Annotated in this window: 11 protein-coding genes and 1 pseudogene; 11 read left to right on the forward strand and 1 reads right to left on the reverse strand. The window is 64.3% G+C overall.

Going from position 1 to position 14,778, the window contains the following annotated elements; genetic code table 11:
- Positions 1-164 precede the first annotated feature (164 nt).
- From AC5PZ0_RS23730 to accC, 4 genes are all read left to right on the forward strand, one after another.
- On the forward strand, positions 165-1,943 hold the full coding sequence (locus AC5PZ0_RS23730) for a protein-disulfide reductase DsbD (protein ID WP_493855845.1): 1,779 nt from the start codon (positions 165-167) through the stop codon (positions 1,941-1,943).
- A 179-nt stretch (positions 1,944-2,122) separates the two neighbouring features.
- Positions 2,123-2,575, forward strand: a complete 453-nt coding sequence (gene aroQ / locus AC5PZ0_RS23735) for a type II 3-dehydroquinate dehydratase (RefSeq protein ID WP_008093086.1) — start codon at positions 2,123-2,125, stop codon at positions 2,573-2,575.
- A 100-nt stretch (positions 2,576-2,675) separates the two neighbouring features.
- Positions 2,676-3,134 carry an acetyl-CoA carboxylase biotin carboxyl carrier protein gene (accB, locus tag AC5PZ0_RS23740; RefSeq protein ID WP_027594950.1) on the forward strand — a complete coding sequence of 153 codons (459 nt, stop codon included), beginning with the start codon at positions 2,676-2,678 and terminating at the stop codon, positions 3,132-3,134.
- 17 nt (positions 3,135-3,151) lie between these two features.
- The gene (gene accC / locus AC5PZ0_RS23745; RefSeq protein WP_099428241.1) at positions 3,152-4,507 is read left to right on the forward strand and encodes an acetyl-CoA carboxylase biotin carboxylase subunit; all 1,356 of its coding nucleotides are present in this window, start codon (positions 3,152-3,154) and stop codon (positions 4,505-4,507) included.
- A gap of 364 nt (positions 4,508-4,871) precedes the next feature.
- On the opposite strand, the gene AC5PZ0_RS23750 is transcribed toward accC, so the two are convergent.
- Entirely contained in the window at positions 4,872-6,725 is a 1,854-nt protein-coding gene (locus AC5PZ0_RS23750; RefSeq protein ID WP_493855846.1) for a sigma-54-dependent Fis family transcriptional regulator, read from the reverse strand.
- Positions 6,726-7,008: 283 nt separating this feature from the next.
- Here AC5PZ0_RS23750 and AC5PZ0_RS23755 point away from each other — a divergent pair.
- From AC5PZ0_RS23755 to AC5PZ0_RS23785, 7 genes and pseudogenes are all read left to right on the forward strand, one after another.
- A pseudogene (locus AC5PZ0_RS23755) lies at positions 7,009-8,048 on the forward strand (ATP-NAD kinase family protein); the annotation flags it as partial.
- 38 nt (positions 8,049-8,086) lie between these two features.
- Positions 8,087-9,064 (forward strand): thiamine pyrophosphate-dependent dehydrogenase E1 component subunit alpha, encoded by a 978-nt coding sequence (locus AC5PZ0_RS23760; protein ID WP_027594944.1) that lies wholly within the window; start codon positions 8,087-8,089, stop codon positions 9,062-9,064.
- Between the two features lie 33 nt (positions 9,065-9,097).
- Positions 9,098-10,120, forward strand: a complete 1,023-nt coding sequence (locus AC5PZ0_RS23765; RefSeq protein WP_493855847.1) for an alpha-ketoacid dehydrogenase subunit beta — start codon at positions 9,098-9,100, stop codon at positions 10,118-10,120.
- Entirely contained in the window at positions 10,117-11,223 is a 1,107-nt protein-coding gene (locus tag AC5PZ0_RS23770; RefSeq protein WP_493855848.1) for an acetoin dehydrogenase dihydrolipoyllysine-residue acetyltransferase subunit, read from the forward strand. The genes AC5PZ0_RS23765 and AC5PZ0_RS23770 overlap by 4 nt, the downstream gene beginning before the upstream one ends.
- Positions 11,224-11,923: 700 nt before the next feature.
- Positions 11,924-12,184, forward strand: coding sequence for a hypothetical protein (locus tag AC5PZ0_RS23775; RefSeq protein ID WP_493855849.1), 261 nt, complete (start codon positions 11,924-11,926; stop codon positions 12,182-12,184).
- A 165-nt stretch (positions 12,185-12,349) separates the two neighbouring features.
- On the forward strand, positions 12,350-14,083 hold the full coding sequence (locus tag AC5PZ0_RS23780) for a C13 family peptidase (protein WP_493855850.1): 1,734 nt from the start codon (positions 12,350-12,352) through the stop codon (positions 14,081-14,083).
- Between the two features lie 27 nt (positions 14,084-14,110).
- Entirely contained in the window at positions 14,111-14,755 is a 645-nt protein-coding gene (locus tag AC5PZ0_RS23785) for an oxidoreductase (protein WP_027594940.1), read from the forward strand.
- Positions 14,756-14,778: the final 23 nt, after the last annotated feature.

The raw sequence follows: 14,778 nt of genomic DNA on the forward strand, positions 1-14,778 counted from the left end.
CGTTATTGGCCGAAAACAAACGTAGGAGCGAGCGTTGCTCGCGATGCGCCGCGCGGGCGGCGCTCGATCTCACAGGCGCCAAAAATTGCCTGACGAGCACCACTGGCCCCAACCCCTACCAACTCCGCTATCATGCCCAGCACGTTCCACCTCGCGAGTCCGCCATGCGCCGCCTGTTTCTCCTGCTGTTCCTGCTGCTGGCCAGCCCTGCCTTCGCCACGGGCCTGCTCGACAACCGCCCCAGCGCCACCCTCGGCGCCGCTTCGCTGTCCAACGCTGCCGATTTCCTGCCCGTGCACGAAGCGTTCAAGCTCAGCCTGATCCAGGCCGATGCCCAGAGCATCAAGCTGCGTTTCGTCGCCACCGACGGCTACTACCTCTACCGCCACCGCTTCAATTTCCGCACAGAGCCGGCCGACGTGGCCGTGGGCACGCCCAACATCCCCAAAGGCGAAGCCAAGCACGATGAGTTCTTCGGTGACGTCGAGGTGTACCACGGCGTGCTCGACATCGAACTGCCCCGCACCGACCCTCGCGCGTTCACCCTGCTGGTGGGCTACCAGGGCTGCGCCGACAAGGGCCTGTGCTACCCCCCGGAAACCGCGCGCCTGAGCATCGATGGCGAAGGTGGCATCCCCAGCGCGGCACCGGCCACAGGTGAACAGGCCTGGAGCTGGAAATCCCTGTTGCTGTTCTTCCTCGCCGGCGTCGGCCTGACCTTCACCCCTTGCGTGCTGCCGATGCTGCCCATCCTCTCGGGCGTGGTGCTGCGTGGCCAGGCAAACGGCTTGCGCGGCCTCGCGCTGTCGCTTGCTTACGTGGTATCGATGGCCGCCAGCTTCGCCGTGCTGGGCGCGCTGATGGGCCTGTTCGGCGCGGGCTTGAACCTGCAGGCACGGCTGCAGTCGGCCTGGGTGCTGGTGCCTTTCGCGTTGTTCTTCGTGGTGTTCGCCCTGGCCATGTTCGGCCTGTTCGAATTGAAGCTGCCGCAGGCCTTGAACAATCGCCTGGACTCGCTCGCCCACCGCACCAAAGGTGGCTCGCTAGTCGGCGCGGCAGTGCTGGGCGTGCTTTCCAGTTTGCTGGTGTCGCCCTGCGTGTCGGCGCCACTGGCCGGTGCCCTGCTTTATATCAGCGCCAGCGGCGATGCCCTGGGGGGTGCACTGAAACTGTTCGCTCTCGGCCTGGGCATGGGTGCGCCATTGCTGCTGGTGGCTACCGGTGGCGCAGCCTGGTTGCCGAAGAGCGGCCCTTGGCTGAACACGGTGAAAAACGCCATTGGTGTGCTGTTGTTGGGGCTGGCCATCGGCTTGCTCAGCCGCGTGCTGCCTGGCCAGGTGACGTTGCTGCTGGTCGGCTTCCTGGCTGCCGGCGTGGCGCTGTTCCTCGGTGCCCTGGAATTCGTCATCAAAACCCCGCGCCAACGCCTGGCGCAATTGCTCGGCCTGGCGTTGCTGGTCTACGCCCTGGCCTGCTGGTACGGGGCACTGAACGGCCAGGGCGACCCCCTGCGCCCCTTGCCTGCCCCCGCAGTGGCCACGGGCAGCGCCAGCCCGGCCGTCAAGGCCGATGCCTGGCAGACCCTCACCACCCCCGCCGCGCTCGACGCGGCACTGGCCCAGGCCAAGGCCGCGGGCCAGCCGGTGTTGCTGGACTGGTACGCCGACTGGTGCATCAGCTGCAAGGTGATCGAGCACGACGTACTCACTGCGCCGCAGGTGCAATCGCAACTGAGCGCCTTCAAATTGCTGCGTTTCGACATCACCGAGAGCAACGCCGAGCAACGTACGCTGCTCGACCGCTACCAGCTGTTCGGCCCGCCTGCGCTGCTGTTCTTTGCGGCGAACGGCAGCGAAATGACCGCTGATCGGGTCATAGGCGAGATAAACGCCGGCGATTTCGCCGAGGTTCTGACGCGCGTGCGCGGCAAACTCGGTCTATAACTTCCGGCGAGCTGCGAAAAATCCTCGAGACAGTGACCAGATTTAATTATCCGGTCACATACTTCGCGCGAATCTCGGACATCGTGCTGGCTATTGCCGGGAACTGGACACTTGCCGTCGCTTTACGGCACACTCGCCGCGCTGTGTCGAATTGCCCTACAAATCCAAGGAATCCGCAGATGGCTACGCTACTGGTGCTTCACGGCCCCAACCTCAACCTGCTCGGGACCCGCGAGCCGGGCCACTACGGCGCCGTGACCCTGGCCCAGATCAACCAGGACCTGGAGCAACGTGCCCGCGCCGCGGGCCACCATCTGCAGTACCTGCAGAGCAATGCCGAATACGAACTGATCGACCGCATTCACGCCGCACGCAACGAGGGTGTGGACTTCATCCTGATCAATCCGGCTGCTTTCACCCACACAAGTGTCGCATTACGTGACGCATTGCTTGCGGTGAGCATCCCATTCATCGAAGTGCACCTGTCCAACGTGCACAAACGCGAACCGTTCCGTCACCACTCCTACTTTTCCGATGTGGCCGTAGGGGTGATTTGCGGCCTGGGCGCCAGCGGTTATCGCCTGGCCCTGGAGTCCGCGCTGGAACAACTGGCTGCCAACGCACAGCCCTGATGACAGAGACCCTGGCCTAAGTGGGCCGGGGTTTGAGAGAAACGTTTTAGACACGTTTTCAATTACGCCCCCTGACCGAACCTTTGGGAGTTGATGATTAATGGATATCCGTAAAGTCAAGAAACTGATCGAACTGCTGGAAGAGTCTGGCATCGACGAACTGGAGATCAAGGAAGGCGAAGAGTCGGTCCGTATCAGCCGTCACAGCAAGACCCCAGCTGCCCAGCAGTTCTACGCACCCGCCCCAATGGCTGCTGCCCCTGTAGCTGCCCCGGCTGCCGCTGCCGCTGCCCCTGTCGCCGAAGCTGCTGCCCCGGCGCTGAAAGGCACCGTGGTTCGCTCGCCAATGGTCGGTACCTTCTACCGCAAGCCATCGCCGACCTCGCCTAACTTCGCTGAAGTTGGCCAGTCGGTGAAAAAAGGCGACACCCTGTGCATCGTCGAAGCGATGAAGATGATGAACCACATCGAAGCCGAGATCGGCGGTGTCATCGACGCCATCCTGGTAGAAGACGGCCAGCCGGTTGAGTTCGACCAGCCGCTGTTCACCATCGTTTGAACCGCGGAGAGCCAACGATGTCTGCGAAGCTCGAAAAAGTCCTGATCGCCAACCGCGGGGAAATTGCCCTGCGGATCCTGCGTGCCTGCAAAGAGCTGGGCATCAAGACCGTCGCCGTGCACTCCACGGCTGACCGCGAACTGATGCACCTGGGCCTGGCAGACGAGTCGGTCTGCATCGGTCCCGCGCCATCCAAGGATTCGTACCTGCACATCCCGGCGATCATCGCTGCCGCCGAAGTGACTGGCGCCACCGCGATCCACCCGGGCTACGGCTTCCTGGCCGAAAACGCCGACTTTGCCGAGCAGGTTGAGAAATCCGGTTTCGCCTTCATCGGCCCGAAAGCCGACACCATTCGCCTGATGGGCGACAAGGTTTCGGCCAAGGACGCGATGATCAAGTCCGGCGTACCGACCGTACCAGGCTCTGACGGCCCGCTGCCGGAAGACGAAGAAGTCGCCCTGGCGATCGCCCGTGACGTCGGCTACCCGGTGATCATCAAGGCCGCCGGTGGCGGTGGTGGTCGCGGCATGCGCGTGGTGCACAAGGAAGAGGACCTGATCTCCTCGGCCAAGCTGACCCGTACCGAAGCCGGTGCTGCGTTCGGCAACCCGATGGTCTACCTGGAGAAGTTCCTGACCAACCCACGCCACGTGGAAGTTCAGGTACTGTCCGACGGCCAAGGCAACGCCATCCACCTGGGCGACCGTGACTGCTCGCTGCAGCGCCGTCACCAGAAGGTTCTGGAAGAAGCGCCAGCACCGGGCATCGACGAGAAGGCCCGTCAGGAAGTCTTCAAGCGTTGCGTCGATGCGTGCATCGAAATCGGCTACCGCGGTGCAGGTACTTTCGAGTTCCTGTACGAGAACGGCAGCTTCTACTTCATCGAGATGAACACCCGCGTACAGGTTGAGCATCCGGTGTCGGAAATGGTCACTGGCATCGACATCGTCAAGGAGATGCTGAGCATCGCCGCTGGCAACAAGCTGTCGTTCCGCCAGGAAGACGTGGTGATTCGTGGTCACTCGCTGGAGTGCCGGATCAACGCTGAAGACCCGAAGAAGTTCATCCCGAGCCCAGGCAAGGTCAAGCACTTCCACGCCCCAGGTGGCAACGGCGTTCGCGTCGATTCGCACCTGTACAGCGGTTATTCGGTTCCGCCGAACTACGACTCGCTGATCGGCAAGCTGATCACCTACGGCAAGGACCGCGAAGAAGCCATGGCGCGCATGCGCAATGCTCTGGACGAGATCGTCGTCGACGGCATCAAGACCAACATCCCACTGCACCGCGACCTGGTGCGTGATGAAGGTTTCTGCAAAGGCGGCGTCAACATTCACTACCTCGAGCACAAACTGGCCAGCCAGGAGTGATCGCGTAGTGTGATGTACCAAAACCCCGGACCTGTTCCGGGGTTTTTTTATGGGCTTTAGGGATAGGTGGTGCTGGCAGGTGCATGCCTTGAGGGGGGGTGTTGCCGGTGAGATCGAGCGCCGCCCGCGCGGCGCTTCGCAGCACAAGGCTGCTCCTACATCTGTTTCGGGCCAGTGAGGCCTGTGATATTGGCGCGCGACCGCCTCGTTGGTTCGACTCGATATCGTGTCAGGCGCCAAGGGACCGCGCGCCGATGCCACAGGAATATTGGCCCGAAACAGATGTAGGAGCAGCCTTGTGCTGCGAAGCGCCGCGCGGGCGGCGCTCGGCCTCACAGGCGCTGAAAATCCTGAGACGAACCCATCACCCTTTCATTCTAGGCATCTCGATCCGGTGCTCATGCACCCGCCGATACAGCGTCGCCCGCGATATCCCCAACGCCCGCGCCGCATCAGCCGGCTTCCAGCGGTGCCGGATCAGCGCATCCAGCAACAACTGCCGCGCCGGGCTGGAGGCCTCCGTTTCAGTAGAAGCAACCGCATCGCCGCGTACCTCCTGCGGCAAATCCTCAAGCCGCACCCACCCGCCCTCACTCACCGCACAGGCATAACGCAACACCTGCCGCAGTTGGCGCAGGTTCCCCGGCCAACGGTAAAGCAGCAGCGCCTGCAATGCATCGTCCGCCAACACCACCTCTACCCCGCACGCTTCGGCTTCTTCGGCTAACAGTTGATGAATCAAACCCAGCCGATCCTCACGCTCACGCAACGGCGGCAGCGCGAACCGGGCGTTGGCCAGGCGGAAGTACAGGTCCTCACGAAAACGCCCATCCGCCACCATTGCCGCCAGGTCTCGGTGTGTCGCACAGATCACCTGGATGTCCACCCGCTCACGCCGCGCCGCGCCCAAGGGCGCCACTTCGCCCTCCGCCAGCACGCGCAGCAGCCGGGTTTGCAGGTTCAGTGGCATGTCGCCGATTTCGTCGAGAAACAGGGTGCCGCCATCAGCTTGCTGTAAAAGCCCTTGCATACCTTTGCTCGAGGCGCCGGTGAAGGCCCCGGCTACATAGCCGAACAGCTCGCTCTCGATCAGGCTCTCAGGGATGGCCGCACAGTTCAGCGTGACGAAAGGCCCCTCGCGCCGCTGGCTTTGCCGGTGCAACTGGCGGGCGAAAACCTCTTTGCCCGAGCCCGTTTCGCCTTGCACCAGCACCGCCAGGCTACAGTCCTTGACCCGCGTGGCCAGGCGCAGGTGCTGCTCGATGCGCGCGTCCTGTGCCTGGCGCAAAGGCTGCGGGCGCGGGCGCCGTTGCGGTGCGCTGACGCGGCCATACAGTTCGCCCCAGCCTGGCAAGCGTTGGGCCGAGGCCTCGTTACTGCAGCGCAGCTGGCCCAGGTCGAACAGCTCGCTGATATGCTCAGGCAAGCGGCCAAGGCGCTCCACCAGGCGCTGCCGGGCCAGGCTGTTGATTGCCTGCAGCCGGCCATCTGCATCCCAGGCCAGCAGGTAGTCGGGCTGGCTTTCGACATAGCCCGGCGTGCCATGCGCGCGCATCACCCAATGGCCCTGGGCACTGTGCATGAAGAAGGCGTTTTCTATCTCGCGCGCGGTCTGCTCGACCAACTGCCGAATCAGGTGCTGGCTGCGGCGGTCGTCCGGGGATTGCAAGGCCGAGACATCCACCACGCCCAGCAGCTCGCCCAGTGGATCGAATACCGGTGCCGCCGTGCAGGTCAGGCCGATGAAGGCGGCGCGAAAATGATCGCGCTTGTGCACCGTGACCGGCGCCTTGCTGGTCAGCACAGCCGCCACCCCGCAGGTACCCTCCTCGCCTTCCGACCAGCAGGTGCCCAGGTACAACCCGGCCTTGCGGCAGTCATTGCGGATGGCGGACTCAACCCGGTAATCGATAGTCTGCCCCTGGGCATCGGTGAGCAGCACGCAATAGTCGGCGCCGCGGACCTGCTCATGCAGCCGTGCCACGGCGTCGCCGGCGATGCGCAGAAACAGCTCGGCACGTTCGCGGCATTCGTTGAGCAGGCTTTGCGAAAGGATGCGTGGGCCCTGCTGGGAGCCTGGGTCGAGGCGATACAGGTGCATGGAGCGGCGCCAGGAGTCGAGGATCAGCGGCGGCACCGGTGCCTGTGGCAGGCGGTCGGCGTTTTTCAGCACCCGGCTGACGCAGTCGACATGGGCTCGGGAGTTCGCGGCAAGCATTCAGGCCCTCCGGTTCTCATTGCTGTTTTTATCGTTGTGCGGCCATTAAGCGCTTCCGGGCATGCCCCGACAAGCACTGTGTGAATACCGGCTCGCTTGAGACGCAGCGTCTCAGCGTCTCGGCAAAAGCCGCCGCAGCCTGGCACCCCGCGTCTCGCCGGGCATGCTGGGCGCACGCCCTTTCCTACGCACAGACCGCTCTGGCACAGCCACTTCAGGCAGATGAAACAAAGCTGGCACCTCCCTTGCTCTGTCCCTGACAAACAAGAATTCGAGGTGCGCCATGCCGCAACCCACCACGACTGTCGGGATCATTGCCAACCCTGCCTCCGGCCGCGACCTGCGCCGCCTGACCGCCAGTGCCGGGCTCTATTCGAGCACCGACAAGGCGTCGGCGATCCAGCGGCTGCTGGCCGCCTTCGGTGCCACCGGCATCGGCCGGGTGCTGCTGCCAACCGACATGACCGGCATCGCCGCCGCCGTGCTCAAGGCCAGCCAAGGCCCCGCTGCCCGCGACCAGCACTGGCCGAATATCGAGGTGCTCGACCTGCCATTGACCCAGACCGTTGCCGATACCCGCCTGGCCACCCGACGCATGGTCGGCCAAGGCGTGGCGATGATCGCGGTGCTCGGCGGCGACGGCACCCACAAGGCAGTGGCAGCAGAAGCCGGTGACATCCCACTGCTGACCTTGTCCACCGGCACCAACAATGCCTTCCCGGAATTACGCGAAGCCACCAGCGCCGGCCTGGCGGGCGGCTTGCTCGCCAGCGGCCGCGTGCCCGCCAGCATCGGCCTGCGCCGCAACAAGCGCTTGCGGGTGAAGGTGCCCGAGCAGCAGTTGGACGAGTGGGCACTGGTGGAAGTCGCCGTGTCGCCCCAGCGTTTCATTGGCGCCCGCGCCCTGAGCCGCAGCGAAGACCTCAGCGAGGTGTTCGCCTGCTTCGCCGAACCCCATGCCATCGGCCTGTCGGCCCTGTGCGGCTTGTGGTGCCCGGTGTCACGCCAGGACCCGCACGGCGCCTGGGTGCGCCTGAACCCCGGCGCCGAGCAGGCCCTGCTCGCGCCCCTGGCGCCTGGCCTGCTGCAAGGCTGCGGCATCACCGCCAGCGGCGTGCTGACGCCGGGCGTCGCCCAACGCCTGAGCCTAAGCAGCGGCACCCTGGCCTTGGATGGCGAACGCGAGATCGAATTCGCCGAGCACGACACCCCCACCATCACCCTGGACCACCAAGGCCCGCTCACCGTGGACGTCGAGGCCGTGCTGGCCCACGCCGCCCGCCATCACCTGCTGGCCGTGCCGCGCGGCCACCGGCTACACCCTGCAACCGCGTGTTGAGACAACCCTGGAGAACAACAAGATGTCCAATCAACTCAGTACAGAACAACTACTGCATGCCTATGAAGTGATGCGCACCATCCGCGCTTTCGAGGAACGTCTGCACGTGGAATTCGCCACCGGCGAAATCCCCGGCTTCGTCCACCTCTATGCCGGCGAAGAAGCGTCCGCCGCAGGCGTCATGGCCCACCTGCGTGACAGCGACTGCATCGCCTCGACCCACCGCGGCCATGGCCACTGCATCGCCAAGGGCGTAGACGTGTACGGCATGATGGCCGAGATCTACGGCAAGAAGACCGGCGTGTGCGGCGGCAAGGGCGGCTCGATGCACATTGCCGACCTGGAAAAAGGCATGCTCGGTGCCAACGGCATCGTCGGGGCCGGTGCGCCATTGGTTGCAGGCGCCGCGCTGGCCGCCAAGCTCAAGGGCCGCGATGACGTGTCGGTGGCCTTCTTCGGCGACGGTGCCTCCAACGAAGGCGCCGTGTTCGAAGCCATGAACATGGCCTCGATCATGAACCTGCCGTGCATCTTCGTCGCCGAGAACAACGGCTACGCCGAGGCCACGGCGTCGAACTGGTCGGTGGCCTGCGACCACATTGCCGACCGCGCTGCCGGCTTTGGCATGCCGGGCGTGACCATCGATGGCTTCGACTTCTTTGCCGTGTACGAAGCCGCAGGCGCTGCCATCGAGCGGGCCCGGTCCGGGCAAGGCCCCTCGCTGATCGAGGTCAAGCTCAGCCGCTACTACGGCCACTTCGAAGGGGATGCGCAAACCTACCGCGCCCCGGATGAAGTGAAGAACCTGCGCGAGTCCCGTGATTGCCTGATGCAGTTCCGCAACAAGACCACCCGTGCCGGCCTGCTCAGCGCCGAGCAACTCGACGCCATCGACGCGCGTGTCGAAGACCTGATCGAAGACGCCGTGCGCCGCGCCAAATCCGATCCCAAGCCACAGCCCGCCGACCTGCTCAGCGACGTCTACGTCAGCTACCCCTGAGCCGCGGATTACAAGAACAAGAGGAGAATCACCATGGCAAGAAAGATCAGCTACCAGCAGGCCATCAACGAAGCCTTGGCCCAGGAAATGCGCCGCGACAGCACCGTGTTCATCATTGGCGAAGACGTGGCTGGGGGTGCCGGTGCGCCCGGTGAAGAGGACGCCTGGGGTGGCGTGCTGGGCGTGACCAAGGGCCTGTATCACCAGTTCCCTGGGCGGGTGCTCGACGCGCCGCTGTCGGAAATCGGCTATGTCGGCGCCGCCGTGGGTGCCGCAACCCAAGGCCTGCGCCCGGTGTGCGAACTGATGTTCGTCGACTTCGCCGGCTGCTGCCTGGACCAGATCCTCAACCAGGCCGCCAAATTCCGCTACATGTTCGGCGGCAAGGCCGTGACCCCGCTGGTGATGCGCACCATGTACGGCGCTGGCCTGCGCGCTGCGGCCCAGCACTCGCAGATGCTCACCTCGCTGTGGACACACATCCCCGGCCTCAAGGTGATCTGCCCGTCCTCGCCATACGATGCCAAGGGCTTGTTGATCCAGGCGATACGCGACAACGACCCGGTGATCTTCTGCGAGCACAAGCTGCTCTACAGCCTGCAGGGCGAGGTGCCGGAAGAGGTCTACAGCGTGCCGTTCGGCGAAGCCAACTTCCTGCGCGACGGCGACGACGTGACCCTGGTGACCTACGGGCGCATGGTCCATGTGGCGCTGGAAGCCGCCAACAACCTGGCCCGCCAAGGCATCGACTGCGAAGTGCTGGACCTGCGCACCACCAGCCCGCTGGATGAAGACAGCATCCTGGAGAGTGTCGAGAAAACCGGCCGCCTGGTGGTGATCGACGAAGCCAACCCGCGCTGCTCCATGGCCACCGACATCAGCGCACTGGTGGCGCAGAAAGCCTTCGGCGCCCTCAAGGGCCCGATCGAGATGGTCACCGCGCCGCACACGCCGGTGCCGTTCTCCGATGCGCTGGAAGACCTGTACATCCCCGACGCGGCGAAGATCGAGGCCGCCGTGCGCAAAGTGATCGAAGCTGCAAGGAGCGCCGCATGAGCCAGATCCATACGCTGACCATGCCCAAGTGGGGCCTGTCGATGACCGAGGGCCGGGTGGACACCTGGCTCAAGCAGGAAGGTGACCCCATCAACAAAGGCGACGAAGTGCTGGACGTCGAGACCGACAAGATCAGCAGCAGCGTCGAAGCCCCCTTCAGCGGTGTACTGCGCCGCCTGGTGGCCCAGCCAGATGAAACCCTGCCGGTCGGCGCGTTGCTGGCGGTGGTGGTGGAAGGCGAAGCCGACGAGGCCGAGATCGATGCCGTGGTGCAGCGCTTCCAGGCCGAATTCGTCGCCGAAGGTGGCGCCGACCAGGCACAAGGGCCAACCCCGCAAAAAGCCGACGTGGGCGGCCGCCTGTTGCGCTGGTTCGAACTGGGCGAAGGCGGAACGCCGCTGGTGCTGGTGCATGGCTTTGGGGGTGATTTGAACAACTGGTTGTTCAACCACCCGGCGCTGGCGGCCGAGCGCCGCGTCATCGCCCTTGACCTGCCGGGGCACGGGGAGTCGGCCAAGGCGCTGCAACGCGGCGACCTGGATGAACTGAGCGAAACCGTGCTGGCACTGCTCGACCACCTGAACATCCCCCGCGCCCACCTGGCCGGGCACTCGATGGGCGGCGCTGTCAGCCTCAACGTGGCGCGCCTGGCGCCACAGCGGGTGGCCAGCCTCACCCTGGTGGCCAGTGCTGGGCTTGGGGCTGCAATCAACGGGCAGTACCTGCAAGGTTTCGTGGCTGCAGCGAACCGCAATGCACTCAAGCCGCAAATGGTGCAGTTGTTTGCCGACCCGGCGCTGGTCACCCGGCAATTGCTGGAGGATATGCTCAAGTTCAAGCGCCTGGAGGGCGTCGATGCGGCGCTGCGCCAGCTGGTGTCGGCCATCGCCGAGGGCGACCAGCAGCGCCACGACCTGCGCGGTGTGCTGGGGCAGCACCCGGCGCTGGTGATTTGGGGCGGCAAGGACGCGATTATCCCGGCCAGCCATGCCGACGGGCTGGAAGCCGAAGTGCTGGTACTGCCGGACGCTGGCCATATGGTGCAGATGGAGGCGGCTGAACAGGTCAACCGGAAGATGGTGGATTTCTTGCGGGGGCATTGAGGGAATGAGGGGCATGGCTTGGGGTGGTGTCTGGGTTTAGAAGTGCATGCCTTGAGGGGTTCTGCGCCTGTGAGATCGAGCGCCGCCCGCGCGGCGCTTCGCAGCACAAGGCTGCTCCCACATCTGTTCCGGGCCAGTGACGCCTGTGCCAGCGCACGCGGCCGCCTTGTTTGTCCGACGCGATATTGAGGCGGGCACCAAGAAGGCCGCGCGCCCATGCCCCAGGAATAATTGGCCCGAAACAGATGTGGGAGCAGCCTTGTGCTGCGAAGCGCCGCGCGGGCGGCGCTCGATCTCAGAGGCGCTGCCCTAATCAAGGCATGCACCTGTCAGCCCCCACCTAATCCCCCGACATGCACCCCGCCATCGCGCGATCTGTAAGGTATTTCCGAACCTGAAACGAAATGCTTCAGCTCTCATCATCAAGCGAATTATCCTACGAGCCTGTCGGAGGTCGCTCCATTGTCGGGGAAACATCTCAGGGATAACGTCTCAGGGTCGCCATGTTTGGTGACCGGGCGTGAGAAACCCGAAGGTGTGTGATTGCGGCATTCGTCATGGCAGCCGTGCGCGGGCAGGCTTCGGCCTGGCCGAGCTCACACGTCCTCGGATTTCTCACCCCGTGCACGGTCGCCACCCTAGTCCCGTGAGAAAGGACCCTGTGGAGGCTATTTTCTGAACCGACGTGTGAGTTGTGATTATGAAGAAGATTGTCCCAGATCCACCCAAAACGCTGACTTCCCGCCCCTTCTACAGCATCAACCAAGACATGCCCTCGGTAGACGCCGTGATCCATGCTCTCCAGTTGATGAGCGGTATCGAAGACACCCTGGACGAATACATCTGCGCCAATGCGGGTGAGCCAGGCATCAACATGCTGGTCAATGCGGTGTATCACGTACAGATGACCAAAGCGCTGGCCGAGTTGCTGTTGCGTCGCCAGGCCGGGAATATCACCTAGCATTGATACTGCACCGCCCTCAAGGACAGCGCAGATACTGTAGGAGCGGCCTTGCCGGGGCACTCCTACAAAGACTGCGGGCCTGTTGTTTATCTGCTTATGCCCTATCTGTCTCAGCCCCCCATTCTGCGTCATACTCGGCAGACCTATTGCCCGGTCTCCACCATGCGTCCACTGCTCCCTGTCACCCTGATCCTGTTGCTCGCCGCGTGCGGAGATGGCGAATCGCTACTGCCTCCGGACGCGCGCCTGCCCGACGGCGGGCGTTACCGGGGCGAGGTGGTCAATGGCCTGCTGCAAGGCGAGGGCCGCATCGACTACCCCAATGGCAGCTGGTACGCCGGCAGTTTCAAGGACGGCCAATGGCATGGTCAGGGCGAGTGGCACGGCCAAAACGGTGAAGTCTACCGGGGCCAGTTCGCCGAGGGCCTGTTCCAGGGTCTCGGCGACTTGACCACGCCAGGCAGCCACTATGCCGGCACCTTCAGCCATGGCCGACGCGACGGTGAAGGTACCCTCAAGCAAGCCGACCAGACCTACCGCGGCCAGTTCAAGGACGACCAGTACGAAGGCGCAGGCGAGCTGGAGCTGGCCGACGGCAGCCGCTACCAGGGCCTGTTCGCCAAAGGCAAACCGAACGGCGCCGGCGTGCGCAGCGACGCCAGCGGCAACCAGTTCAGCGGCCGTTTCGTCGATGGCCTGCTGCAAGGCAGCGGCACCTACGACAGCGTCGACGGCGAGCAGTACATCGGGGAGTTCAAGGACAACCGCCTGGAAGGCCGCGGCCGCTATGAAAGCGCCGAAGGTGACGTGTGGATCGGCGAATTCAAGGATGGCTCACTGGTGGGCGAAGGTGAACTGCTCGGCAGCGATGGCAGCCATTACAAAGGCGGTTTCGTTGACTGGCACTTTTCTGGCCAAGGCAACCTGCAACTGGCCGACGGCAGCCAGTACATCGGCACCTTCGAAAACGATGCCTACCATGGCAAAGGCCGGCTGACCCTGAGCAACGGCAAGGTCGAGGGTGGCACTTGGGTCAATGGCGTACGCGTGCGCGACGAAAAGGGCACGCTGTTGCCCGACCCGCTGGACCTGGCCCTGCTCAACCAGGGCCGCCTGCTGGAGGACGCACTGGCACGGGTGCCGCCGACCGCGCCGGCCATCCAGTTATACAGCCTGGTCGTGGCCGGCGATGGCCAGCAAAGCGTGTTCCTGCGCGAAGCCGACTACGTCAGCAACATGCTCAAGGTCCGTTTTGGCGCCCGCGGCCAGGTCACCCTGGTCAACCACCGGGACCACATGGCCAGCCGCCCCATGGCCACCCGCGAGAACCTCACCCGCGCCGCCCGTACCCTGGCCGAACGCAGCGGCCCCGAGGACCTGGTGTTCATCTACCTCACCAGCCACGGCAGCCACGACCACCAACTGGTGCTCGACCAACCCCGCCTGCAACTGGCCGACCTGTCCGCCGACGAGCTGGCCAGTGCCCTGGCACCGCTGAAAGAGCGCGACAAGGTAATCGTCATCTCGGCCTGCTATTCAGGGGGCTACATCGCGCCGCTCAAAGATGATCGCACGGTGATCATGACCGCCGCCCGCGCCGATCGGGTGTCGTTCGGTTGCTCGGAGGAAGCCGACTTCACCTACTTTGGCGATGCCCTGTTCGCCGAGGCGCTGAACCAGACCGACGACCTGAAACAGGCGTTTGAACTGGCACGCGCCAGCGTTGCCGAAAGAGAACGAAAGGACGGTTTCGAAGCCTCTGAACCGCAGCTTTGGGCGCCGCCAGCAGTACTGGCACACTGGCAGCACCTACGCCGGCAACAGGCCGAGGAAGCGTTACGCAATGCTGCACAAGCGACGGTGGAGCAGCAGGAAAAAAAGCCTGGCAACCACTAAGCTTGTGTGTAACAAGGGAGAGACATCATGTATTTGACGCCTCAGCATGTCCTGCTTGCCGGTGCCACGGGTCTGACGGGTGAACACCTGCTAGACCGCCTACTCAACGAACCGACCATCAGCCGGGTGCTGGCCCCTACGCGCCGGCCGCTGGCCGAACACCCGCACCTGGAAAACCCAGTGGGCGACCCGGCGGTGTTTCTTCCTCAGCTGGCCGGGCGTGTCGATATCGCCTATTGCTGCCTGGGCACCACGCTCAAACAGGCCGGCTCCGAATCGGCTTTCCGCGCCGTCGACCTGGACATGGTCGTGGCCTTCAGCAAGCGCGCCCGGGAACTCGGTGCACGCCATTTGCTGGTTGTCAGCGCAGTGGGCGCCGACCCTAAATCATCGATCTTCTACAACCGCGTCAAGGGCGAAATGGAAGAGGCGCTCAAGGCCCAGGACTGGCCACAGCTGACCATCGTCCGCCCGTCGGTGCTGCTGGGTGATCGCATTGAGCCGCGCTTTGGCGAGCAACTGATTTCACCGCTTTCCAAGCTGATACCTGGGAAGTATCGGGGTATCGAGGCGTGCACCCTGGCACGGGCGCTGTGGCGCCTGGCGCTGGAGGAAGAAGACGGGGTGCGGGTGATCGAGTCGGATGAACTGCGCCGCCTGGGCAAAAACTAGCGCCGCGCGCGCTCCCGCACGGA

The organism is Pseudomonas sp. 5.2, from assembly GCF_059025405.1.